The sequence below is a fragment of the Gulosibacter macacae genome (assembly GCF_003865375.1).
GTDB lineage: Bacteria > Actinomycetota > Actinomycetes > Actinomycetales > Microbacteriaceae > Gulosibacter > Gulosibacter macacae.
Window position 1 is genome coordinate 90,305 of record NZ_RQVS01000009.1, and the last position, 22,405, is coordinate 112,709.

The 22,405-nt window shown below is 61.0% G+C and carries 24 protein-coding genes; 12 read left to right on the forward strand and 12 right to left on the reverse strand.

Annotated features, from left to right (window positions below; all coding sequences use genetic code 11):
- Positions 1-4: 4 nt before the first annotated feature.
- The 3 genes from EG850_RS08800 to EG850_RS08810 form a co-directional block, all read right to left on the reverse strand.
- Complete coding sequence (locus EG850_RS08800; RefSeq protein ID WP_124972608.1) at positions 5-565, reverse strand: NADPH-dependent FMN reductase; 561 nt, start codon at positions 563-565, stop codon at positions 5-7.
- A 149-nt stretch (positions 566-714) separates the two neighbouring features.
- Complete coding sequence (locus EG850_RS08805; RefSeq protein ID WP_124972610.1) at positions 715-2,148, reverse strand: HNH endonuclease signature motif containing protein; 1,434 nt, start codon at positions 2,146-2,148, stop codon at positions 715-717.
- Positions 2,149-2,314: 166 nt separating this feature from the next.
- Positions 2,315-4,192 (reverse strand): potassium transporter Kup, encoded by a 1,878-nt coding sequence (locus EG850_RS08810; protein ID WP_124972612.1) that lies wholly within the window; start codon positions 4,190-4,192, stop codon positions 2,315-2,317.
- A 136-nt stretch (positions 4,193-4,328) separates the two neighbouring features.
- On the opposite strand from EG850_RS08810, the gene ychF reads away from it, so the two are divergent.
- Entirely contained in the window at positions 4,329-5,402 is a 1,074-nt protein-coding gene (ychF, locus tag EG850_RS08815) for a redox-regulated ATPase YchF (protein ID WP_124972614.1), read from the forward strand.
- A gap of 300 nt (positions 5,403-5,702) precedes the next feature.
- Here the strand turns inward: ychF and EG850_RS13565 are convergent, their stop codons facing one another.
- A complete protein-coding gene (locus EG850_RS13565) occupies positions 5,703-6,596 on the reverse strand; it encodes a transposase (protein WP_235829264.1) in 894 nt (297 codons plus the stop codon).
- A gap of 115 nt (positions 6,597-6,711) precedes the next feature.
- Here EG850_RS13565 and EG850_RS08825 point away from each other — a divergent pair, with 115 nt between their 5' ends.
- From EG850_RS08825 to EG850_RS08840, 4 genes are all read left to right on the forward strand, one after another.
- Positions 6,712-6,927 (forward strand): helix-turn-helix domain-containing protein, encoded by a 216-nt coding sequence (locus EG850_RS08825; protein WP_124972615.1) that lies wholly within the window; start codon positions 6,712-6,714, stop codon positions 6,925-6,927.
- Between the two features lie 199 nt (positions 6,928-7,126).
- On the forward strand, positions 7,127-9,097 hold the full coding sequence (locus EG850_RS08830) for a type I restriction-modification system subunit M (protein WP_124972617.1): 1,971 nt from the start codon (positions 7,127-7,129) through the stop codon (positions 9,095-9,097).
- Between the two features lie 137 nt (positions 9,098-9,234).
- Positions 9,235-10,452 (forward strand): restriction endonuclease subunit S domain-containing protein, encoded by a 1,218-nt coding sequence (locus tag EG850_RS08835; protein WP_124972619.1) that lies wholly within the window; start codon positions 9,235-9,237, stop codon positions 10,450-10,452.
- A gap of 2 nt (positions 10,453-10,454) precedes the next feature.
- Positions 10,455-13,388, forward strand: a complete 2,934-nt coding sequence (locus EG850_RS08840; RefSeq protein ID WP_124972621.1) for a type I restriction endonuclease subunit R — start codon at positions 10,455-10,457, stop codon at positions 13,386-13,388.
- 493 nt (positions 13,389-13,881) lie between these two features.
- Here EG850_RS08840 and EG850_RS08845 read toward each other — a convergent pair whose 3' ends face one another.
- Together EG850_RS08845 and EG850_RS08850 are read right to left on the reverse strand one after the other, a co-directional pair.
- Positions 13,882-14,301: a hypothetical protein gene (locus tag EG850_RS08845; RefSeq protein WP_124972623.1), complete on the reverse strand. Its 420-nt coding sequence runs from the start codon at positions 14,299-14,301 to the stop codon at positions 13,882-13,884.
- 51 nt (positions 14,302-14,352) lie between these two features.
- Positions 14,353-14,877 carry a hypothetical protein gene (locus EG850_RS08850; RefSeq protein WP_124972625.1) on the reverse strand — a complete coding sequence of 175 codons (525 nt, stop codon included), beginning with the start codon at positions 14,875-14,877 and terminating at the stop codon, positions 14,353-14,355.
- A gap of 309 nt (positions 14,878-15,186) precedes the next feature.
- Between EG850_RS08850 and EG850_RS08855 the strand changes: the two genes are divergently transcribed.
- From EG850_RS08855 to EG850_RS08865, 3 genes are all read left to right on the forward strand, one after another.
- On the forward strand, positions 15,187-15,489 hold the full coding sequence (locus EG850_RS08855; RefSeq protein ID WP_124972627.1) for a HigA family addiction module antitoxin: 303 nt from the start codon (positions 15,187-15,189) through the stop codon (positions 15,487-15,489).
- The gene (locus EG850_RS13760) at positions 15,486-15,890 is read left to right on the forward strand and encodes an NUDIX domain-containing protein (protein WP_124972629.1); all 405 of its coding nucleotides are present in this window, start codon (positions 15,486-15,488) and stop codon (positions 15,888-15,890) included. The genes EG850_RS08855 and EG850_RS13760 overlap by 4 nt, the downstream gene beginning before the upstream one ends.
- Positions 15,891-16,136: 246 nt before the next feature.
- Complete coding sequence (locus EG850_RS08865; RefSeq protein ID WP_124972631.1) at positions 16,137-16,526, forward strand: VOC family protein; 390 nt, start codon at positions 16,137-16,139, stop codon at positions 16,524-16,526.
- 114 nt (positions 16,527-16,640) lie between these two features.
- Here the strand turns inward: EG850_RS08865 and EG850_RS08870 are convergent, their stop codons facing one another.
- Positions 16,641-16,910: a hypothetical protein gene (locus EG850_RS08870; protein ID WP_185715006.1), complete on the reverse strand. Its 270-nt coding sequence runs from the start codon at positions 16,908-16,910 to the stop codon at positions 16,641-16,643.
- Positions 16,911-16,915: 5 nt separating this feature from the next.
- Positions 16,916-17,143 (reverse strand): hypothetical protein, encoded by a 228-nt coding sequence (locus tag EG850_RS08875; protein WP_124972635.1) that lies wholly within the window; start codon positions 17,141-17,143, stop codon positions 16,916-16,918.
- A 125-nt stretch (positions 17,144-17,268) separates the two neighbouring features.
- Here EG850_RS08875 and EG850_RS08880 point away from each other — a divergent pair, with 125 nt between their 5' ends.
- Positions 17,269-17,946 (forward strand): DUF1801 domain-containing protein, encoded by a 678-nt coding sequence (locus tag EG850_RS08880; RefSeq protein WP_124972637.1) that lies wholly within the window; start codon positions 17,269-17,271, stop codon positions 17,944-17,946.
- Positions 17,947-17,977: 31 nt separating this feature from the next.
- On the opposite strand, the gene EG850_RS13280 is transcribed toward EG850_RS08880, so the two are convergent.
- A complete protein-coding gene (locus tag EG850_RS13280; protein WP_185715007.1) occupies positions 17,978-18,136 on the reverse strand; it encodes a hypothetical protein in 159 nt (52 codons plus the stop codon).
- Between the two features lie 118 nt (positions 18,137-18,254).
- On the reverse strand, positions 18,255-18,935 hold the full coding sequence (locus EG850_RS08885; RefSeq protein ID WP_124972639.1) for an arsenate reductase/protein-tyrosine-phosphatase family protein: 681 nt from the start codon (positions 18,933-18,935) through the stop codon (positions 18,255-18,257).
- Positions 18,936-18,980: 45 nt separating this feature from the next.
- Here EG850_RS08885 and EG850_RS08890 point away from each other — a divergent pair, with 45 nt between their 5' ends.
- From EG850_RS08890 to EG850_RS08900, 3 genes are read left to right on the forward strand one after another with little or no spacing between them, the layout of a single operon-like run.
- A complete protein-coding gene (locus EG850_RS08890) occupies positions 18,981-19,721 on the forward strand; it encodes an aquaporin (RefSeq protein WP_124972641.1) in 741 nt (246 codons plus the stop codon).
- Between the two features lie 2 nt (positions 19,722-19,723).
- The gene (locus EG850_RS08895) at positions 19,724-20,347 is read left to right on the forward strand and encodes an arsenate-mycothiol transferase ArsC (RefSeq protein ID WP_124972643.1); all 624 of its coding nucleotides are present in this window, start codon (positions 19,724-19,726) and stop codon (positions 20,345-20,347) included.
- Positions 20,348-20,389: 42 nt separating this feature from the next.
- On the forward strand, positions 20,390-20,851 hold the full coding sequence (locus tag EG850_RS08900) for an arsenate reductase ArsC (protein WP_124972645.1): 462 nt from the start codon (positions 20,390-20,392) through the stop codon (positions 20,849-20,851).
- Positions 20,852-21,020: 169 nt separating this feature from the next.
- On the opposite strand, the gene EG850_RS08905 is transcribed toward EG850_RS08900, so the two are convergent.
- Together EG850_RS08905 and EG850_RS08910 are read right to left on the reverse strand one after the other, a co-directional pair.
- The gene (locus EG850_RS08905) at positions 21,021-21,437 is read right to left on the reverse strand and encodes a VOC family protein (RefSeq protein ID WP_124972647.1); all 417 of its coding nucleotides are present in this window, start codon (positions 21,435-21,437) and stop codon (positions 21,021-21,023) included.
- A gap of 34 nt (positions 21,438-21,471) precedes the next feature.
- Complete coding sequence (locus EG850_RS08910; RefSeq protein WP_124972649.1) at positions 21,472-22,341, reverse strand: hypothetical protein; 870 nt, start codon at positions 22,339-22,341, stop codon at positions 21,472-21,474.
- Positions 22,342-22,405: the final 64 nt, after the last annotated feature.

Genomic DNA, 22,405 nt, shown 5'->3' on the forward strand with positions numbered 1-22,405 from the left:
GGAACTACGCGCGGAGCGACTTGAGGGCGCCCGCCCAGGCCTCAACCTGGCCGAACATGGTCTCAGCCTCGCCAGCGGCGCGGTCGTTGCCGATGAAGGTGGTGAACTCTTCGAAGTCGGTGAAGAGCGAGAAGTGCACGGTCTGGCGCACGTCGGCAAGCTGGATCTCAGCGGCGATGCCACGGAGGTGCTCGATGGCACGCGAAGCGCCGAGCGAACCGTAGCCGACGAGGCCGAGGGCCTTGTTGTTCCACTCGGCGCCGACGAAGTCGATGGCGTTCTTGAGTGCACCTGAGGTCGAGTGGTTGTACTCGGGGGTGACGAAGATGTAGCCGTCGAACTCGGCGATCTTGGCCGCCCACTTCTTGGTGTGCTCGTGCTCGTACTGGCCGTAGGCGGCCGGGAGCGACTCGTCGAGAAGGGGGAGGTTGTAGTCAGCGATGTCGACGAGCTCGTACTCAACGCCGTCGCGCTTCGCGGCTTCGTTCTTCACCCAGTCAGCGACCTGCGTGCCAAGACGGCCCGGGCGGGTGCTGCCGATGATGATGCCGATCTTAAGTGCCATGGGGGTTGAATCCTTCGTTGTCGTGGTTGCTCGGACACGGCGTCCGAAAAGCTTGAACATGCATAGAGTTTCGCAGTTATTAGTTGTAGGCGCAACTAATAATGCATCCCTGGCGTGTCGCGGGCGCAATTACTACGTGAGGCTCAGTGTCAAAACGGCGCCGGATCGCTCGGATCGTATGGCTTGTATCCCGATGTCCAACTCCACGATCTCGCTGACGGATCATCATCGGTCGAGCCCCGTGGTCGAGCCGCACGCTCGGGATAGTTCGTGTGTCGCCGACCCGCTGGACTCACCCAAGTCAGCGCGCCGCGCCTTCCCTGCGCGAGCACCCACCCGCGGTGTCGCAGTGTGTGGTGATAGCGGCAGAGCGCGGCGAGATTGCCCGCAACCGTGCGGCCGCCGTTGGCCCACTCGACATTGTGATCAATGTCGCAATCGCGAGCGGGACGTCGACAGCCGGGCGTGCGACAGGTGCGGTCACGCGTTTCGATAAAGCGGCGCAACGCTGCCGAAGGACGATATGTATCGGCGGCCACCGCTTCACCCGTGAGCGGATCGGTGAGCACGCGGGTCCACTGACTTGCCCCACCACAGAGGCGCATCGCCGTATCAATCGGGATCGGCGATACACCCTCCAGCATCGCCGGCTCATCACTCACGCCAGCAAGCGTCAGCGCGGGCACCGTAATGGCGACGCGCGCCTGGATGCTGTTGATCGCCGCGTGCGGAGAGCTCGGATCAAGCTGCCCGGCCAGCAACAGATCAGTGAGGCTATCGGCGCGAATTTCGTCGTAGCGTCGGGAGTCAACCGGTTCGTCGCCAAGCTCAGCCAAGAGTGCCATTGCTGCCGGGTCGCCCGCTTCGGCCTGCGCCGCAAGGCGATCGCCAACTTCGAACCCGAAGGCATCACGCGCGCGAACGTTGGCGCTCGCCAGTTGCGTGAGCCGGTCGTGGATGGCATGCGCGATTGTGGACGGCAGATAGGCAATGAGTTCGCTCATTCCGTCATCAAGATCGCGAACGCGCACATTGCGACCCTTGACCGCCTCTTCGTGTCGTTCCGCAAAGGTCTTCGGTGAGAGTTCGGCGGCAACACGTCGGGCGAATCGTGCCAGCGGTGCCGGCGCCGTATCGGCCGCGCGCTCGAGCACCTGACGCTCGTACTCTCTGCGTGCATCCTCATCTTCGAGAACCGAGCCGCACTCGACGATCACGGCAACGTGACGACGCGTGAGATCGCCCTGTCGAAATGCGAGGGCAGTCGCGTCAAAGCGTTCGTGCAAGAACCAGGCGTCATCAATGCGCGACATGACCGTGCGGTCATTCGTGCGCGTCTCGATGCCGATTTCGAGCGCAATTGACTTGAGTTCGTGTTCGAGCACGAATTGCGAGCGGCCCTCGGCTGAAACCTTGCAAATCTCGTAGGCCGTGCGCAGCAGCATCGACTCGATCGCATCGGCGTGAGCTTGCGCGCGCTGGTTTGCTCGCAGAGCGGTGATGAGATGCCTGCGAGCTTCTGCGAGATTGTCACGCGAATCGGGCGCGAGTGATGCCTCCGAACTGTCGCGAAATGCCACCATGTCAACGCCCCCTTCGCAAACTGTCGAGCCCGTGTCGTGCTTGATAAATCCAGTGGACCACGAGCCTCCGACATTTCCGCCGACTGCCCGAATCCGCCGCTGAACTCAGTTGATCACGAGCCTCCGACATTTCCGGTGGCCGCATCCCTCACGTAGCAAACGCCCGCTACAGCACCGATTCAGCGCCGACAATCACGGTGCGATCGGGCGGCAGGTGAAGCGACTGCGTGCGGTTCGCCGAGAGCTTCTCAAGCACGACAAATAGGCGCTTCTGCCAGATCGGCATCGTTCGTTCGTGGCCGAGCTCGATCCGGAAGACCGAGAGCATATAGACCGCCGCATCCGGGTCGAAATCAAGCTCAGGCGACTTGCCGATGGCGAGCTTCAGCGCCGCCGGAACATCGCGCGGGTCATTGAATCCGACCCGGCAGATCACCCGCACGATGCCGTCGCTGGTGTCGCCGAGCGCCGAGACCTCAATGCGCTCAGCGAGCGGCACGTGCGGTACGCCCACATCCCGCATCGACACAATCACCACGCGCTCATGAATGACGTGATTGAAATCGACGTTTGAACGCAACGCCAGCGGCACCGTTTCGGGATGCGCGTGCGGACACACAACGGTGCCGGGCACGCGCTGCACGCCAGCAAGTCGAATATCGCGCACCCAGGCTTCGAGCGATCCCTCGAGCTGGGTGCGATTGCCGAACGCGATGCGCGAACCGCGCTGCCAGGTGAGCATCATCGTCACCGCAACTGCCGCGACCGCGAGCGGTAGCCAGCCACCCGAGGCGATCTTCGTGACGTTCGCCGCGAACAGGATCAATTCGAGGCCACCAACCACGACCGCAAGCAAGAGCACTTGCCAGAGCCGCCAACCCCAGACGGCGTGGGCAATGAGGAGCACGAGCGAAAGTTCAAGCAGGAGCGTGCCGGTGACCGAGAGGCCATAGGCGGATGCGAGCGCCTCAGAAGAGCGGAAGCTCAGTACTAGCACGAGGACGCCGACAAAGAGCACGCCGTTGATGACCGGCACAAAGATCTGCCCGCCGTGGTGCTTCGAAGTCTGAATCACCTTGAGGCGGGGGAGTAGCTCGAGGCGGGTCGCTTGGCGCGAGACTGAGAAAGCGCCCGAGATCACCGCCTGGGAAGCGATCACCGTGGCCATGGTCGCCAGCACGACGAGCGGCAGCTGCGCCCAGGCGGGTGCGAGATGGAAGAACGGGCTGTCGGTGGTGCGTGGCTCGTCGAGAATCATCGCGCCTTGGCCGAGATAGTTGAGCACGAGCGCGGGGAAGACGAGGGCACCCCAGGCGATCACGATCGGCTTGCGGCCGAAGTGACCCATATCGGCATAGAGCGCCTCGACGCCGGTGACGGCGAGTACCACCGCGCCCATCGCGATGAACGCGACGAACGGGCGGCTCAGCACGAAATCGAAGGCGTAGCTCGGCGAGAGCGCGATGAGGATCTCGGGATTCGCGATGAGGTGCGGCAAACCGAGCGCCGCAATCACGACGAACCAGCAGGCCATGACTGGGCCGAATGCCTTGCCAATGAGGCCCGTACCCCAGCGCTGCACGGCAAACAACGCAGAGAGAATCACCACGGCAATCGGCACGACATAGTGGTCAAGCGCGGGCGCCGCAATCTGTAGTCCTTCGACCGCACTGAGTACCGAAATCGCCGGGGTGATCAGCGAGTCTCCGTAAAAGAGCGCGGCGCCAAGCACGGCAAGTAGCACCGCGACTTTGGTTTGCGTCGGCCGGCCCTTGAGCTTGCGCACGAGCAGCGCAGCGAGCGCAAGAATGCCGCCCTCACCGTCATTATCGGCGCGCATGATGATGCCGGCATAGGTGACGGTCACGATGATGACGAGGCACCAAAACACCATGGAGATCACGCCGAGTACGTCTTGGCGTGAGGGGTCGACCGTGTTGTGCTCAATGCTGAACACGGTTTGCAGGGAGTAGAGCGGGCTGGTGCCGATGTCACCGAAGACAACGCCGATGGCGCCGAGAACGAGTGCGGGGATCGGGCCCATGCGGCGAGGTTGCCCATCTGGACCAAGTCGTCGCACCTGATTATTCGCGGTGCGCGATTGCATACGAGAAGTGTGGCACTGCATCCACGCCGCTGCCACCAACTTGAACGCGACATGCCGAGTAGACTTGAACCTCGTGGCTCTTACTCTCGGAATCGTCGGTCTCCCCAACGTCGGCAAGTCGACGCTCTTTAACGCACTCACCAAGAACTCGGTGCTCGCTGCGAACTATCCGTTCGCGACCATCGAGCCGAACGTGGGCGTCGTCGAACTGCCCGACCCGCGCCTCGAGCGTCTCGCGGAGATCTTCGGATCTGAACGCATCCTGCCGGCGACCGTGTCGTTCGTTGACATTGCCGGCATCGTGAAGGGTGCGAGTGAGGGTGAGGGGCTCGGTAACCAGTTCCTCGCGAACATTCGCGAAGCGGATGCAATTTGCCAGGTCGTGCGCGGATTTGCCGACCCTGATGTGGTGCACGTTGATGGCACGGTGTCGCCCGCGAGCGACATGGAGACGATCAACACTGAGCTGATCCTCGCCGACCTGCAGACGATCGAGAAGGCGCTGCCGCGGTACGAGAAGGGTGCGAAGCACAAGACGCTTGACCCGGCGATGCATTCGACGGCACTTGAGGCGAAGGCAGTGTTGGATGAGGGCAAGCTGCTGTCGTCAACGAAGCTCGACCTTGAGCCGATTCGTGAGCTCGGGCTCTTGAGCGCGAAGCCGTTCATCTACGTGTTCAATGTCGATGAAGAGGTGTTGGGCGACTCGGCGAAGCTCGAGGAGCTTGCCGCCTTGGTTGCCCCCGCGAAGGCTGTGTTCTTGGATGCGAAGACCGAGTCAGAGCTCATCGACCTGCCGAAGGATGAGGCGATGGAGTTGCTCGCCTCGCTTGGTCAGGAAGAGTCGGGCCTCGACCAGCTCGCACGCATCGGCTTCGACACACTGGGCCTCCAGACTTACTTGACGGCAGGTCCGAAGGAGTCGCGCGCCTGGACGATTCGTAAGGGTGACAAGGCTCCGCAGGCTGCTGGCGTGATTCACACCGACTTCGAGCGCGGCTTCATCAAGGCCGAGACAGTCTCGTTTGCCGACCTGGATGCAGCGGGTTCGATGGCCGAGGCCAAGGCTGCCGGACGCGTGCGCATGGAGGGCAAGGACTACGTTATGCAAGACGGAGACGTCGTGGAATTCCGGTTCAATGTTTAAAAAAGCGCGTCTGACCAGGGATTTTACCTTCGCAGCTTCCGATTTGGCTTGGCGGACGAGTTCCGATCTACCATCAGTTGCTAAGCGTTTGGTCCGCTGACCTGGGACTTTGATCGGCCCCTGCGGAGCTTCCGCAGGGGCCGATCCTGCTCTCTGCGGTGCGGGAGCGCCTCTGGGACGCAGCCTCGGCTGGCCAATGCTGCGGAGGGTTCGAGTCGTTCGACGCGCGATCTCTCGGCAGGTGCGCTGACTCAATAAGCAGCCTGACTCAAAAGTCAGTCGCATCAACGACGCCCCGGTTCACTGGGGCAGGTCACGTTCCTCCAGAGTGCGCGTGATTTCGTCCCACTGGGAGCTCGCGATCAGTTGGTTGTGCCGGCGCAAGGCGGTCTGCCATGACCCGAACTCAGCTGGGAGCTCGCGCCACGAGATGCCGGTGCGGGTCTTGTAGAGAGCCGCGTCGACGATCGTGCGTATGTCAGTGCGTGGCCGCCCGCGGCGAGCGCCCTCTTCTGTGTGGACGATGTGCTTGATCCAGCTCCATTGCTCATCTGTGAGTCGTTGATAGTCGGGCTGGAGGCCCTCGATGTCGCTGCCGCCGTCACCAGCCTTCGCCTGGTCATCGATTCGCACGGCTTTGACCACGCCGCGGATGACAGCGCATTCGGTGCATTGGACGGTTGGCTCAACGTAGCGAGGGGAATGCCCGACCAAGGTCTCGACGTGCTGGCAGGTCAGTTCTACGCGCCAGGTGGCGCTGCGGTCGACGTGCAATGAGTGCGGGTACAGGAGCTGTCGGAGCTCATCGCGCTGAGCCGGCGAAAGTGGCGGGAACGGGCAGCACAGATGACAGTGCTCCACCCGGTTGTTCTCGAGACGCCAAACACCCATCTTGCATGCCGTGTGCTCGGCTCGAAACTCGGCATTGTCGGCGTCGATCCGCGCAAGGCACTCTTCGTCCGTGCCCAGGGCCGGCTCGCCGAGAAGGGCGCGCCCACATGCGCGGCAGGGTTCGCCGGCTGCAAAGGCTTCATACGGAAGCTGGAGGTCGTCGGCTGCCCGCTCCCTCCGCTTTGCCTCCTCTGCTTGAGCCCACGATTCCGAGAGCATTGCCCTGCTGCGAGGTGTGTGCAGGACGCGGGGGAGAGCTGTCGAGCTCGCGTCGGGGATCTGCTGCGAATCGGGCATCGCCATGCTCTCCTTCGAGGTCTGATGCGGCGAAGTGCGAGTCCTGCGCGACCCGGCCTCGCCCGCAACTGGAAGCGATAACTTCCTGGAAGTCATGACTACCAGACATGACGCTTGAGGTGTGACAGAACCGCTGAAAAGGGTGCTCGGAGCTCAGGTGCGCGATCTGCGCCTTGCGCGCCGACTGTCGCAGGAGGGCCTTGCCGAAGAGCTCGGAGTGTCGACTCGGTACCTCGCGGGCATCGAGCGTGGGGAGCGCAACCTCACTCTGGACTCCGTCGATGCCTTGGCCGAGCAACTGGGCGTCGAGGCGCACGCTCTAATCGTTCGCCGGTGATGTCCGCTGCGTGAGTTGGTCCTGGCTGGCGGACGGGATGAGCATCGTGGAAGCCTGACCCGGGCGGGCAAGACTTCGTGCGAGCTGAGAGAATTTCAGTGGTGCCGTCTACCTTCAGTATTGGTTGGGCGGCATCACCAGTACCAGCCTCGTCGTCCCGCCGCTTGGCAGGTTGTCTAGTCACAAGTGAAGGATCCCCGTGCCACACAGCTCCATCAACCACTCTCGAATCGTGGCGCTCATCTGGAACATCGCTGACGATGTCCTCCGCGACCTCTATGTCCGAGGCAAGTACCGGGACGTGATCCTTCCCTTCACGGTCCTGCGTCGCCTGGACAGCGTCCTTGGCCCGACACGCGATGCAGTGATGGCGATGAAGAAGATGCTGGACGAGGCGGGCGTCGCTGACCAGGATGCACCGCTGCGCGATGCTGCCAAGCAGGACTTCTACAACACATCTGGTTTCTCGCTGCAGGACCTGCGGCACGTGTCGAACTCGACGCGCATGCGGCAGAACTTCGAGGCGTACCTCGATGGCTTCTCGCCCAACGTGCAGGAGATCATCGACAACTTCGAGTTCCGCAACCAGCTCCCTCGGCTTACGAAGGCTGACGCGCTCGGTGCGTTGATCGAGAAGTTCCTCGCTCCAGACCTCGATCTCTCCCCAGCGGGTATGGACAACCACGGGATGGGCACCGTCTTCGAAGAGCTGGTGCGCCGCTTCAACGAGGAGAACAACGAAGAGGCCGGCGAGCACTGGACACCTCGCGATGCTGTCCGACTTATGACTCGGTTGATGTTCGAACCGATCGCGGACGCGATCCCGTCGGGCACGTACCGCCTGTACGACGGTGCGATGGGCACCGGTGGCATGCTGACCGTCGCCGAAGAGACCCTGAAGCATCTGACGGAGCTGTCCGGCAAGAAGGTCTCCACGCACCTCTACGGGCAGGAGATCAACGCCGAGACGTACGCGATTGCGAAGGCGGACCTGATCCTCAAGGGCGACGGCAAGGCGGCCGACAACATCGTCGGCGGCCCGGAGTACTCCACTCTGTCGAACGACGCCTTCGCAGGGCAGGAGTTCGACTTCATGCTCTCCAACCCGCCGTATGGCAAGAGCTGGAAGACAGACCAGGACCGTCTCGGCGGCGCGAAGAAGATCATCGACCCGCGATTCGTCGTCAACCATGACAATGACAGTGAGTACTCGCTGGTGACGCGGAGCAGCGACGGGCAATTGATGTTCCTCGCGAACCTGATCTCGAAGATGAAACAGGGCACCGAGCTCGGCTCCCGGATCGCATCGGTGCATAACGGTTCATCGCTGTTCACCGGTGACGCTGGCCAGGGCGAGAGCAACATCCGACGATGGATCATCGAGAACGACTGGCTCGAGGCGATCGTCGCGCTGCCGCTGAAGATGTTCTACAACACCGGTATCGCCACGTACGTGTGGGTGCTCTCCAACCGCAAGGAAGATCGCCGCAAGGGCAAGGTCCAGCTCATCGACGCCACCGAATGGTTCACGCCGCTGCGCAAGAACCTCGGCGAGAAGGGCGTCGAGGTCAGCTCGACCGACGCCGACAAGGTCCTCGAAGCGTTCAAGGCATTCGACGAGTACCAAGACACCGACCACTCGAAGGTATTCGACGGTGTGGACTTCGGGTACCACAAGATCACCGTCGAACGGCCCTTGCGCATCGCCGGGGTCGACCCGCACCGTGTCTACACGGCGAAGGAAATCAAGCAGCTGAAGGAGGACGGCGTGCGCGACGAGAGCGCGCCGCCTCTCATCCGCAAGGCTCTGCCGTATGCGGCGACACCCGATCCGCTGCACGGGAGGTATGAAGCTGTCATTGACAGTCGTGCCCGCGTCGTCGAGTACGAGCCCGATACCGAGCTGCGCGACACCGAACAGGTGCCGCTCACCGAGTCCGCGGGTGACTATACCGACGGCATCGAAGCGTTCTTCCGTCGCGAAGTCGAGCCATACGCCACTGATGCCTGGATCGACGACTCGAAGACGAAGATTGGCTACGAGATTTCCTTCACCCGTCACTTCTACAAGCCCGTGCCGATGCGCACACTCGCCGAGATCCAGGCTGACATCCGCGCACTCGAAGCCGAGACCGACGACCTGATCACTGAAATTGCGGGTGAGCGTTGATGTTTCGGGATCTACCGCGATACGGCTCATACAAAGTCGCCGGCGAGTGGGTGGTTGAGGTGCCCCGCTCATGGGGCTGGGAGCCAGCACGGACTATTTTTAGTGAGCGTAAGGATTCTGGGCACGTTGAGGAACAGATGCTCTCGGTGACCATCAGCCGGGGAGTGATTCCTCAAGCTGAGCTACTGTCGTCTACGTCAAAAAAGGACTCATCGAACGTCGATAAGTCGAAGTATAAGCTCGTTGGTCCCGGCGATGTTGTCTACAACAAGATGCGTGCATGGCAAGGAGCCGCAGGCGGATCAAACTATCGCGGCATCGTCAGTCCTGCTTACATCGTGATGTCTCCGAGAGAAGCCCTCGCTGAGTATATGCACCACGTTGTGCGCACTCCGCAGTTCGCGAAAGAAGCTGAGCGTTGGTCGTACGGCATCACGTCCGATCAGTGGAGCCTCAGACCCGAGCACTTCAAAATGATTCGATTCCCTCTCCCGCCGGCCGAGGAGCAGGCGGCGATCGTGAAGTACCTCGCCCACGCGAACACCCGCATCGACAAGGCCATCGCCGCCAAGCGACGTCTTATGGTGCTTCTGGATGAGCAAGCAGGCTTCCGGCGGGCTTCGCTGCTTGAAGGTGTCGGTCAGGAGCAACGACTGGCGAACGTCATCTGGGAAGGCCCGACGAATGGAATCTCGCCCGAAGTATCTGAAAGTGGAAGTCTTAGATCTCTGAGTATTTCAGTGGTCCGGGATGGCGTAGTTGACGTGCGTGCGTCCGACATCAAGTATGTGGAGCGCGCTAAAGTTCGAGACGTTAAAAAATACGCGTTGCGGGCCGGGGATATTCTCCTCGTACGCGGTAACGGAAACCTCAAGTTGGTCGGTCGCGCGGCCCGCGTTGTAGATGATTTGCCAGATCAAATCTATCCGGACCTCCTTATGAGAATTCGTTTGCGAAGTGGAATAGACTCCCGGTTCATCGTGGCAGCATTGAACTCTCCGACAGTAAGGGAGCAGATAGAAGCTGCAAGTCGCACAGCGGTGGGGACGTACAAACTTAGTGGCGCTGATGTTCGTGGGCTCCGGGTGCCCATACCTAATTTGGACGCCCAACGGGGGATCGTGCAAGAGCTTGAATCCATCGATGCGGACGTCGCTCGCGTGGCGGCGAGGTTGAGGCGTGAAGTCTTTCTTCTCGAAGAGTTTCGCACCCGCCTCGTCGCTGACGTCGTGACTGGCCAGGTCGATGTTCGCATGATTGCAGCATCGTTGACTGACGCCCCGGATCAAGACACCGATCTGAACTCGATGTTGGATGATGACCTTGAGGATGTACTGGGCGAAGGCGAGGAGTGAGCATGCGGCGTCTCAACGAAGAGAGCTTGGAAGCGCTCATCGTCGACCAGATGGTCGACGGCGGGTGGGCCGAGGGTGCGCCTGCCGACTACGTCGCCTCCTACGCGCTCGATCTTGGCAGGTTCACTGAGTTCATCAAGGCGACCCAGCCCGACCTCGTTGAGCCGCTTGGACTTTCGTCGGAAACGCCTACGCGTCACAAGTTCCTTGCGCGGCTCCAGGGCGAGATCACGCGCCGAGGCGTTGTGCACATGCTGCGCAACGGCATCGACCACCTCGGTCTGCATGCTGATCTCTACTATCCGACGCCCGATGCGGCGAACCCGAAGGCTGCGGCTCTCTTCGAGGCGAACCGCTTTGTGGTCACACGGCAGGTGCATCACAGCGTGAGCAACACTGGCGATGCGGTCGACCTCGTCGCGTTCGTGAATGGACTGCCGGTGTTCACGTTCGAGCTGAAGAACAACATCACGAACCAGACGGTCGAGGACGCCGTACAGCAGTATCAGCGCGACCGAGACCCCCGCGAACCGCTGTTCGCATTCGGTCGGACGATCGCGCACTTCGCTCTCGACGACCAGCGAGCCCGATTCTGCACCCAGCTCAAAGGCGCTTCCTCCTGGTTCCTACCATTCGACCGGGGCTTCAACGACGGGGCCGGCAACCCGCCGAACCCCGACGGCGTGATGACCGACTACCTTTGGCGGCAGGTGCTCGCTCCGCGAAGCCTCGCGGGGATCATCGAGAACTACGCGCAGACCGTTGTCGAAAAGAACCAGAAGACTGGCAAGAAGGTCTCAAAGGCGATCTTCCCGCGTTACCACCAGCTCGACGTCGTCCGGAAGCTGCTCGCCGATGTCGAGGCGAACGGAGCCGGTCGCCGCTACCTGATCCAGCACTCTGCAGGTAGTGGCAAGTCAAACTCGATCGCTTGGCTGACCCATCAGCTGACCGAGACGACCCATGACGGTCGCATCGCATTCGACTCGATCATCGTCGTCACCGACCGCATCATCCTCGACAACCAGCTCACCCAGACCATCAAGTCGTTCCTGCAGGTGGGTTCGACTGTCGTACACGCAGATCGGTCGGGGGACCTGCGCCGCGCGATCTCGGCCGGCAAGAAGATCATCGTGACGACGGTGCAGAAGTTCCCATACATCCTGGATGACATCGGAGCGGACCACCGGGACCGCACGTTTGCCATCTTGATCGACGAGGCATACTCGTCGCAGGGCTCGAAGACGTCGGCAGCAGTCTCCCGAGCTCTTGCCGGCGTCGACGACATCGACGACGACACCGTCGAGGACCAGATCAACCGGATCATCGAGGGCAAGAAGCTGCTACCGAACGCGAGCTACTTCGCGTTCACGGCGACTCCCAAGAACAAGACGCTCGAGATGTTCGGCGAGCCCGTACCGAACGCAGAGGGTGGCACTGGATTCCGACCCTTTCACTCGTACACGATGAAGCAGGCGATCCAGGAGGGCTTCATCGTCGATGTCCTCGCGAACTACACTCCCGTCGGCAGCTACTACAAGCTGATGAAGACCGTCGAGGACGACCCCGAGTTCGACGCGAAGCGCGCATCGAAGAAGCTCCGGGCGTACGTCGAGGGCAACGCACACGCCATCGCGCAGAAGTCCGACATCATGGTCGAGCACTTCCTAGCCCAGGTGGTGGCGAAGCGCAAGATCGCCGGGCAAGCCAGAGCCATGGTGGTGACTTCGTCGATCGCGCGATGCATCGAGTACTTCCACGCGATCCGTGAGGTACTCGCTGCGCGCAAGAGCCCGTACCGAGCAGTCGTCGCCTTCTCCGGCGAGCACGAATACAAGGGCATGAAGGTGACTGAGGCCAGCCTGAACGGCTTCCCCTCCAACGCCATCGCTGAGCAAGTGAAGACCGATCCATACCGGATCTTGGTCGTCGCCAATAAGTTCCAGACGGGATACGACGAACCGCTGCTGCACACGATGTACGTCGACAAGGCACTTTCCGGAGTGCTGGCGGTGCAGACGCTGTCGCGCCTCAACCGTGCCCATCCTGCCAAGCACGATACGTTCGTGCTCGACTTCGCCAACGACGCTGATGAGATCCAGCGCGCGTTTGAGCCGTACTACCGCACTACCGTGCTTGCCGAGGAGACCGACGCCAACAAGCTGCATGACCTGGTCAACGATCTCGACACCTTCGCGGTCTACACGATCGAACAGATCGACGAGTTCGTGAGTCGCTACCTGGCTGGCGAGAGCCGTGACCAGCTCGACCCGCTGCTCGATGTGAGTGTCGCAGAGTATATCGAGATGCCCGACGAAGACGATCAGGTGGCGTTCAAGGGCAGTGCGAAGGCGTTCCTTCGCACGTACAACTTTCTCTCGACTGTGCTGCCGTACGGGAGCAGCGAGTGGGAGAAGCGCTCAATCTTCCTCGACCACCTGGTGCCTAAGCTGCCCGCGCCGAAGGAGGAGGACCTCTCGGCCGGCATCCTGGAGAATATCGATCTGGAGTCTTACCGGGCCGAGAAGCTCAGCGCCATGAAGATCGTCCTTGACGATGAGGATGGCACTCTCGATCCGGTGCCAGCCGCCGGCGGTGGGCACCGCTCAGACCCAGAGCTCGAGAGGCTCTCCGCGATTGTGCGTAGCTTCAACGATCACTTTGGAAATATCGAGTGGAATGACGCTGATCGCGTGCAGCGGTTCATCACCGAAGAGATCCCGCGGATGGTGTCCGAGGACGAGGCCTACAAGAACGCGCAGGCCAACGATGATCCAGTAAACGCCCGCGTCGAGAGCGACCGTGCCCTCAGCCAGGTCATGCTGCGACTCATCTCCGATGACACCCAACTCTTCAAGGAATTCCAGGACAACAGCAGCTTCAAGAAATGGCTCGCTAACGCAGTGTTTAATGCGACTTACAGGAAGAGTGCTTGAGCGCTACCGCGTCGAAAGGGTTCTTCGCAGATGAAGGTGTAGCAGTGGAGCGTGGTGCGGGCGCGTTGGTGCCGACGGTGCCGGCGACGCATGAGTGGGATCATGGACTCATGGCTACTGGTGACACCGAGAGTGCCCCGACGGTCATTCGCTGTGAGCACTGGTCTGAGGATCTTGGTCGCTTCGGCGGCTGGCACCACCACGAGGGTCCTCACGCGTGCGATTGGGGGAACCACGATGGCGAATGTCCGTACTGGGTCAGCGTTGGCGGTAGGCCAAACCTCCCGTCTCGGTAGAGGGAGTCGTGTAGCCATGCCAAGCCGACCAGTGGCGCGCCCGCTGGCCCCCTCGCGACTCGGCCAGAACGCCGGGTGATAGCTTGGTTCCAGGTCATGTGGTGGCAAAGGGATACCCTTAGCACCAAAGGTTCCGCAATCACCGGAACGCGGTGGAATTCCGGTTTAACGTCTGATCGTCCGCAGACCAGGGTCGCCTACCCCTGGCCTGATTGCTCCCAGCCGCATGTGTCGCAGATATTATTCGACGGCACGGTCAGGTGGCAGTTTGGACACACCGCTGACTCACGGTGAGTCTGACGGCCGTTCCCTCCACCTCCCTCTCGGGTTTTGTTCTCAGGGTGCAGGATGGACCACAGCCCACTGCGACCGTCGAACTGCCACCGCTCGACATCGCCCGCTGCATTAATTGCTTCCTGCTCAGACATGAACCCGCCCGTGTAGCCGTAATAAATGTGCAGGTCTGGACAGCCGTTGGAGCGACTCGCCTTAACGTAGTTCGAAGCGAGTTGATAGCCGCGAACCCCGATGTATTCCGTGATGCGACGTATAAGTGGCCAGTTTTCCCTCGGAATGCGTTTGGCAGTCAGGGCGAGATCCAGCGAGTCGTATTGCATTGGGTTTTCCTATTCGTTGACAAAGGTGCGGTCGGTGAAGGGGGAGCGCTCTTAAGCGCGAGCTTGCTTCCAACGGTCGGCTGTTGCGGGAGTCATCATCCAGGAGACTTCGTCTGGATGCTCCGGGCGGGTTTTTGCGTGGAGCGGCCACATTTGGTTTCCGTCCGCGTTGACGGGCACTGTGTCATAGTGCGTCTTCAGATGGCGAGTGATTTTCCGGGGGGCATCACGCCATTCGGCGATAGTCATTCCGGTCATCTCTGCGATCTCTGAAGTGGAAAAGTATTCCCCTGGATGCTCTGAGCAGGCGTCCATTGCGAGTGTCCACCTTTGAGTTGTCACGGTGGATCCTGCGGCAAGTCGCTTCAAATCCTCCACAGACCAGACAAGCCGGTCAGGCTCAGATGCGTCTGTGTCCGAAGGAAGAAGGGCGGCTGCCGCTGGACTTCCCGGCGTGACCGTCATGTGCTCTCTGGGATCGATGGCGTCGGGAAAACTTGCTTCCAATTCGACAATCATGTCCATCACGTTCTGGACGTAATCCGCCCGTACCAGGATGGGAATCCATTCACTCATGGTGATCTCCGTTTCTGTTGCTACCCACTGTAGACGATAAGTAGTGGGATAACAAACAGGCAGTAGTGGAGTCGGGATCACCGCGAGATGCCTAATCGTGACGCAACTCGGTGGAGTTCCGCTTCAACGTGTGATCCGCCGATTTCGTCGAGTTGCACAGTGCCCCGGTCGCCTCATCCCGAGGCGGTCGGGGCGGAGTCGTCTCTCGGGGAGACGCCACCTCTCACCCGAGCGCGCTCTGCTCGCCAGCATCGTCACGAACAGAAGCGCTGGTGTGGACCGACGCCGGACCGGAGGAGGTGCAGATCGTTGACTACCACTGACAGGATCGAGCCGATCCACCCCGATGAAGTCCTCATGGAGGACTTCATCGGGGGCTTCGGCATCACGCAGAACAAGCTTGCCGTCTCGATCGGGGTGCCGCCTCGTCGGATCAACGAGATCGTGCACGGTAAGCGAGGCATCACGGCGGACACCGCGTTGCGCCTTGCGAAGTACTTCGGGACCTCGGCGGAGTTCTGGATCAACCTGCAGAGTCACTACGAGCTGGACCGTGCAGAAGACCAGGCGGGTGAGCAGATCGCTTCGATCACTCCGCTGAGCGTCGCGTGAATGCGGGGCCGGAGCGTCTGCTCGTTCGAAAGGCTGTCGGGTACGTCGTCCGTGATGGGCGGCTCCTGGTGTTCACGCACGACGACGTCCCGCTCGAGACTGCCGGTGTCCAGGTGCCCGCTGGGGCCATAGAGTCGTCGGAGTCCCCAGCGACCGCTGTCGTCCGTGAAGTTCTGGGAGAGACTGGCGGCGCAGCTCGCATCATCGATGCTCTGGGTGTCGAACGGTACGACGTCTGGCCGTCCAAGGCTGAGGTGCACGAGCGATACTTCTTCCAGCTCGAACCCCTGGACGACAGTCACTGCGGGCAATGGAGCGCCGGCGAAGGTGACCCCTCAGATGGTGGTTCGGTTCAGCGATGGACATGCCAGTGGATTCCCCTCGAGCACGCTCACGTGTGAAGTGCCGGTTTCGCCGCGAAGGTCGGTGAGATCTCCCTCTAGGACCCCCATGCCGTCGATGGTCGTGGGCTGGGGTGACGAGCTGCCGTGATGGTCATACGTATTGAAACTCGGTGGAGTTCCGCTTCAACGTCTAGCGTTAATTGCTCGCCTCGGTATTACCCCTTCAGGTAATCAGGTGGACGGAAGGCGGTGCCGAAGATGTCGAATAGTCGACGACCACAGCAATCAGCCCATCCAGAACGCATGATCAAGATCGAGACGATCACCATCAAGGCGCTCGACGCCCGGACTGTGGCGCGCTTCTGGCGTGACTTCTTGGGATATCGAGTGGCACCGAACCACAGTGATTCGGTGCTGCTGGTCGGTTCTGGGCCCGCTCTGCTCATCCAGCCTTCCCAGGCGCAACCGATGGATGCCGCGATTCACCTTGACTTGCGCCCGGAGGATCCCGCAGTCGAGATCAGGCGTGCCCTCGATCTGGGGGCAAGCTTGGCTGACATCGGCCAGTCGGGCGCTGAAGGATGGACGGTCCTTCGGGACCCTGGCGGCAACCTGTTTTGCATCCTGGAGGGCGTCAAGGCCTTCGATGCACATCGGGTAGCGGAGCCTGGTCAAGTGACTCCGATCGACTAGCCTGCGCCTCACTCTTGCTCCGTGAAGCAACGATCACCCGACATCACCAGTCGTCACGTGAGATTGGCGACGAAACATGGTGAAGTCTAGGTTTAACGTCTAGCAGCGGCGAGACTAGGCGACCCGCCTGCCATAGCGCTGTCGAACTGCTTCGCCGGAAGTGCCGACAAAGGTGCCGATGCTCGCCCACGTCATGCCGGAGTCGCGGGCACGCTTGATTGCTTCAAGCAGGTGCCGCTCGGCATTTGACTGCTCGACGACAGCATCGCGTAGCGCATGCACCGAATCGATGTTTATTTCATTGGCAGGATCGGGTTCGTAGCTCTCAAACCGCGCTACAAGCTCATCTGCGTGGGCAAGGATTTCTTCGACTGTGCGTGGCATGTTTATCACCTTAAGAATTTCTCGCGTGCCCGCATCGCATGGATGACAACGATGGCGGTCGTGCCCTGGACATAACCCACTTCCAGGATGAGTGCGGCTCGGTTCGCTCCGATGATCATTGTGAATCCTTCACCAAGATCCCAGGCCCGTATGGGGTTGCGATAGGCGTGCAGAATCTCATCTTCGGTGATTCCGTGCTTAAGTGCAGAACTCGCGATGACCGGTTCATCCACAGCTCCAAGTTACCTTGCAATGTGCTCCGCTGTCGAGAGTTGGAATAGGGGCGCATCCTGTGAATGTTGCCTGCCGGACGCACTCCGCAAGCTGGCCACTCGACCCAATATCGTATCGTGTCGTCATGTCGGAGATTCCCTTGCCTCGCACTGGCGCTCCCGCGCTCAGGGCACTCGCAAGCGCCGGGTACACCCACCTCGGTCAGCTCAACGGCGTGCCCATGGCCGATGTATTTGCTTTGCACGGCATGGGCCCAAAGGGGATCGGTGCACTTCGTCGCGCGATGGCCGAACACAATTGGGCATTTGCCGATGATGACCCGGCAGTAGGTGCGGTGCAGGGTGGCCGGGTGTCGCTTACCGAAGGACGTCAACCCGATCGCAATGACTCTAAGACCGAGCCCACCAGCGTCGACCCGATTGAATGGGTCGCGAGTTTGCCAAAACCGCGGCAGCGCGACGAGGGCGCGCAACTGATCGAGCTGTTCAACGAAGTCACGGGTGCCGAAAGTGTCATGTGGGGACCGTCAATCATCGGCTACGGGGAACTGCACTACGTCTACGAATCGGGCCGCGAAGGCGACATGCCAAAAGTGGGGTTTAGTCCACGGTCGGTGGCGCACACCTTTTACCTCTCGTTAGATGCTCCGGGGGCAACTGAGCTTTTGGACCGCCTTGGCAAGCACCGGACGAGCGTTGCTTGCCTTTACGTCAACAAGTTGGCCGATGTCGACATTGAGGTATTGCGAGAGCTTGTCAAGATGAGCTGGGAGCACGAAACCCACACTGGGGCAGGCAACTGACCGCCTCGAGCCCAACGAAAACCCCACATAGTCAGGTTTGCTCATCCACGGTGGCGGCACCGACAACGCAGCCATCGCGTAGTTTCATGCCTTCGCTGAATTTGGCGACGTCGCGCTCGACCTCGCATTGCGTGACCGAACTCTGGTCGATGCGCTCGTGCTCATTGGCACGGGAGGTAAGGCCGCTCACCGCGTCGTAGCGGAACCTGGCCGCGAAACCGAGCCGGCAAGTTTGAGCATTCCGCCTAGTGTCAACTAAGTCAGCGAATCCCGATCTCGACTTGCGGAAGGGATGCTGCCGGATTGTCCTATGCTGCTTCGACGTGCTCAGCGAGCCGTTCTACGCGAGCGACTAGCTCAATGGTCGCGGCATCGAAAGCTCTGTCCGAGTCGGCAGTCACAGGATCGGGAACCGACCAGTGAGCCCAGTCCGCACCGGCAAGTTCTTCGTGGGCCCGGTCGCAGACGGTGACGATCAGGTCGTGTGCCTGAGCATGGACGTCAAGCTTGCGTGGCGAAACATCCAGGATCGCAAGACCGTGGCGGTTTGCGGCAGCAATTGCGGCCGGATTAATCCGTTCGCCGGGCGCCGTACCACCAGAAATGGTCGGGACGCTACTGTGTTGTCGCCACGCGGCTGCGGCGAGATGTGACCTGGCCGTGTTGGCACTGCAGACGAACACCACCCGGCCGGCAACAATGTGTTCCCTGGTCAGTGGGCCGGTCGCCAAACCATGGATGTCATTGAGCGTGAAATAGACGCGCCGACGATCGCCTTCTGAGCGCCGTTTCGTCACGAGGCCCGCATCCACGAGTTGTTTCAGGTGGTGAGCGAGCAGATTCGAAGGTATCGACAACATCTCGCCGAGCTCGGATGAGGAGCGGTCACTGAGTGTCAGCATCTCGACGATCTGCAGGCGCGTGACATCAGACAGCGCGGCGTGTCGCGCTGCCCGGATGCTCAAGGCTTCAAATCGCTCAATGTTCATTGAGTCAATCTTGACTGAGTGATCATCGCGAGTCAATATGACTCCATGAGCAACTCAGATGTGCCACCACTCGCGCGACGCCTCCTGGCCGAGTTTCTTGGATCCGGCGTCCTCGTGGCCATCGTGGTTGGGTCAGGAATTGCGGCCCAGCGTTTGTCTCCAAACGATGTGGGGCTGCAACTTCTGCAGAACAGCCTCGCGACGGTGTTCGGTCTTGCCGTCCTCATCCTGGTGCTTGGCCCAGTCTCGGGAGCCCATTTCAACCCGGTCGTGTCGATCGCAGACTGGCACTTTGGTCGTCGGTCGAGAAGTGGCCTGACCGGCAGCGGGGTCGCCGTGTATTCGATCGTGCAAGTAGCGGGCGGTATCGCCGGCGCCGTGCTTGCCAACCTGATGTTCGAAGTCCCGATTGCGCTCTCAACCCGAGATCGCATGAGCGTGGCCCATCTCCTCGCGGAAGTCGTGGCGACAAGTGGCCTGCTCATCGTCATTTTCGCACTCGTGAGGACGGGACGCGCAAACCTCGTCGCTCCGGCCGTCGGTGCCTATATCGGCTGCGCCTATTGGTTCACGAGCTCAACTTCATTCGCTAATCCCGCCGTCACCATCGGCCGCGTGTTCTCCGACACGTTTGCCGGCATTGACCCAACTTCATCCTTGGCCTTCGTCGCGGCGCAACTCGTCGGTCTCGTGATTGGTGTCGTCCTCATCCACGCCCTGTGGCCAACCGCCAACCAGCTCCCCGCGCCCACCCCCATCAATCTTGAACACGCAGAAAGTGACTAGCAATGTCTCAATCACCGACCACGTTCGACCCCTATCCCGGAATTGTCGATGACCTCGCCTACACCTATGAGGGTGTGTTCACCCGCGAACGCGTTGCTGCGACGGTGCAAGCCGCGCGTGACGTGCTTGAGTCGACAGCAAAGGTCAAGACCTATCTGCCGGTGTTTGTGGCACGGCAAGCTCGTGAGCAGCTCATGGCCGCCGCACAAGCGGAAGGTCTCGTAGCCAAGGCTGTGCCTGAGATCGTTTTTGTTTGTGTGCAGAACGCAGGTCGCTCGCAAATGGCAGCAGCGCTCACCGAGCACCTGTCTGCGCGCCGCGTGCACGTGCGCACCGCCGGCTCTGCTCCGAGCGGCGAAATCAACTCAACCGTCGTCGAAGTGCTTGCGGAACGCGGGATCGACCTAACGACCGCCTACCCGAAGCCCCTCACTGACAATGTCATTCGCGCCGCCGACGTCATCGTGACTATGGGATGCGGTGACGCTTGCCCTGTGCTGCCCGGCAAGCGTTACGAGGACTGGGACGTGGCTGACCCGGCAGGCCAACCGATCGAGGTCGTGCGCGACATTCGTGACGACATTCAGGCCCGAGTAACCAACTTGCTCCGCCAAATTCTTGACTAACTCGCCCACGAAACTGACTCGAATGCGAAGGAGTGCATCAGCATGACCGAAACCACCAAGCCGAGCGTTCTGTTCGTCTGCGTCCACAATGCTGGTCGTTCGCAGATGGCCGCCGCCTATTTGCAGCACCTCTCGGGAGGCGCCGTCGAAGTTCGCTCTGCCGGGTCGGCACCAGCCGACCAGATCAACCCCGCAGCGACCGAAGCCATGGCTGAAGAGGGCATTGACATGTCGGCCGAGTCGCCCAAGATCCTGACGACCGAGGCAGTGCAGGCTTCTGACGTGGTCATCACTATGGGATGCGGCGACACGTGTCCTTACTTTCCTGGCAAACGCTACGAAGACTGGGAGCTCGACGACCCGGCAGGCAAGGGAGTCAACTCGGTGCGACCGATTCGCGATGACATCAAGCGTCGGGTTCTGGGGCTCTTGGACGAGCTCGGGGTTGCGGTTGCTAAGTCAAGTGGGCACGCCTCAGCAGAAGGCACTACGCCCGGCAATTGATGCAGTCTGTGGCAGTTCGCCCCCCAGGCTATTTCTTGTCGGCGGCACCGGGTGAGCAGCAGCTTGGAACCGTTTTTGCTGATTCGCTCTCATTTGAAGGCTGGTTCGAGCCCGGAACGGAAGCCCATGCCAGGCTGCTGCCCATCGCCGAAATCGCGGATGAGGAGGCTCAGTTTGTGGCAACCGAGCGTTCAGCATCAGATCGCAGGATGCAGAACTGGTTGCCTTCCGGGTCGGCAAGGGTGACCCAACCTGTCCCGGAACTGTCGGTGGCGCGGAGGTCAGCGACGAGCGTTCCGCCGAGGCCGAGGACGCGCTGCACTTCTTCATCGCGGTGGAGTCCTGCTCGTGGCCGTAGATCGAAATGCAGCTTGTTCTTTCCTGGCGTCGGGTCAGGAACCTCGAGAAACAGGATGGTGTGGCCTGTGGCCGCATCGTGAATCGGGCACTCCTCGTCGCCCGGCTGGTTCTGTTCGTTGGCCGTGTCGATATAGCCGTCGACGTAGCCAAGTACTGCCTTCCAGAACTCCGCGAGACGGAATGCATCCCGGCAGTCAACGGTGGTGTGCGACACGAAACAGGTCATGTCAGCAAATACAGCCCCAACCGATGACGGCGCGCTACTCGTAGAACCAGTCTTCAGCTTCGGATGCGAGCTTTTGGTGGCGCGCGACAAATGCGATTTCGGAGATCACCCGGAAGATGTCTTCGCGCTCTTCGGTTTCGAGCCCGTAGCCATGGCGCTCGTCGTCCTCACGAATGCCGTGGACCATATTGCGCAAGATCTCGCGGGCCACCGAGATGCGCGGTGCCGTACCAAGCGCTTGAAAGTCGCGGCAGGCGGCGTGGATGCGGCCGACGATCGCCTCGCGGATTTCTGCGGGCGGATAGGGCGGTGATGGCTGCCAATTGTCAAGGGGTGACTCGGTGAGTAGCTGCTCCCAGGTCAGGTGCTTGAGCCTGTTCTCTTGGTATTCGCGCTCTTTCGTGCGTTCTGCCTCACGGCGCCGTGCGTCGCGTTCCTGCTCGGTGATGAGTGCATCCCGATCATTCGCCCAGCGCCACTCGCCCTCGACATCGTGAGCTGCCATGACTGATGTGCTCAAGTGCATCCCGATGACTTGACCCCGGAGAAATTTCGAGGCTGCCTTTTGCATGGCCGGGGTGAGTTCAATCTCACCAAGATGGGTGAACTTTTCGAGAGTCGGTTTCTCGTCCGCCATGCACGCGAACGCCGCTGGTCGGTTGTTCAATGCGAAACGGTTGGAGCGCAGCAGGTTGCAGGACTTTGCGGCCTCAATCGTCGGCAGTGACGTGCAGACCCCGTCGAGTACTCCAAGCATCGCCATCTCTTCGCGGTGGCCGAGGATGACCATGGCGCCGTATCGATCAGTGATCGGATGCGAGTCAGGAAAGAGCGGCGAAGTGCGGAACCCATAGACGGTTCCTGGGGCGGCGGCGAACGGGTGGTCGATGGGGTCTCCGGCCATGGGGTCACCCTACTCAGCAGGGTCGTGCTGGCGCTGTGGAAGCGGTTGACTCTTCGACGACCTG

Bases quoted from the DNA above. Each gene is read 5' to 3' on its own strand.
- EG850_RS08890 (WP_124972641.1), top strand. From the start codon at position 18,981: ATGAGCAACTCAGATGTGCCACCACTCGCGCGACGCCTCCTGGCCGAG.
- EG850_RS08880 (WP_124972637.1), top strand. From the start codon at position 17,269: ATGTCGGAGATTCCCTTGCCTCGCACTGGCGCTCCCGCGCTCAGGGCA.
- EG850_RS08910 (WP_124972649.1), bottom strand. From the start codon at position 22,341: ATGGCCGGAGACCCCATCGACCACCCGTTCGCCGCCGCCCCAGGAACC.
- EG850_RS08865 (WP_124972631.1), top strand. From the start codon at position 16,137: ATGATCAAGATCGAGACGATCACCATCAAGGCGCTCGACGCCCGGACT.
- EG850_RS08870 (WP_185715006.1), bottom strand. From the start codon at position 16,910: ATGCCACGCACAGTCGAAGAAATCCTTGCCCACGCAGATGAGCTTGTA.
- EG850_RS08810 (WP_124972612.1), bottom strand. From the start codon at position 4,192: ATGGGCCCGATCCCCGCACTCGTTCTCGGCGCCATCGGCGTTGTCTTC.
- EG850_RS08885 (WP_124972639.1), bottom strand. From the start codon at position 18,935: ATGAACATTGAGCGATTTGAAGCCTTGAGCATCCGGGCAGCGCGACAC.
- EG850_RS13565 (WP_235829264.1), bottom strand. From the start codon at position 6,596: ATGGCGATGCCCGATTCGCAGCAGATCCCCGACGCGAGCTCGACAGCT.
- EG850_RS08800 (WP_124972608.1), bottom strand. From the start codon at position 565: ATGGCACTTAAGATCGGCATCATCATCGGCAGCACCCGCCCGGGCCGT.
- EG850_RS08840 (WP_124972621.1), top strand. From the start codon at position 10,455: ATGCGGCGTCTCAACGAAGAGAGCTTGGAAGCGCTCATCGTCGACCAG.
- EG850_RS08805 (WP_124972610.1), bottom strand. From the start codon at position 2,148: ATGGTGGCATTTCGCGACAGTTCGGAGGCATCACTCGCGCCCGATTCG.
- EG850_RS08845 (WP_124972623.1), bottom strand. From the start codon at position 14,301: ATGCAATACGACTCGCTGGATCTCGCCCTGACTGCCAAACGCATTCCG.
- EG850_RS08895 (WP_124972643.1), top strand. From the start codon at position 19,724: ATGTCTCAATCACCGACCACGTTCGACCCCTATCCCGGAATTGTCGAT.
- EG850_RS08900 (WP_124972645.1), top strand. From the start codon at position 20,390: ATGACCGAAACCACCAAGCCGAGCGTTCTGTTCGTCTGCGTCCACAAT.
- EG850_RS08850 (WP_124972625.1), bottom strand. From the start codon at position 14,877: ATGAGTGAATGGATTCCCATCCTGGTACGGGCGGATTACGTCCAGAAC.
- EG850_RS08835 (WP_124972619.1), top strand. From the start codon at position 9,235: ATGCTCTCGGTGACCATCAGCCGGGGAGTGATTCCTCAAGCTGAGCTA.
- EG850_RS08905 (WP_124972647.1), bottom strand. From the start codon at position 21,437: ATGACCTGTTTCGTGTCGCACACCACCGTTGACTGCCGGGATGCATTC.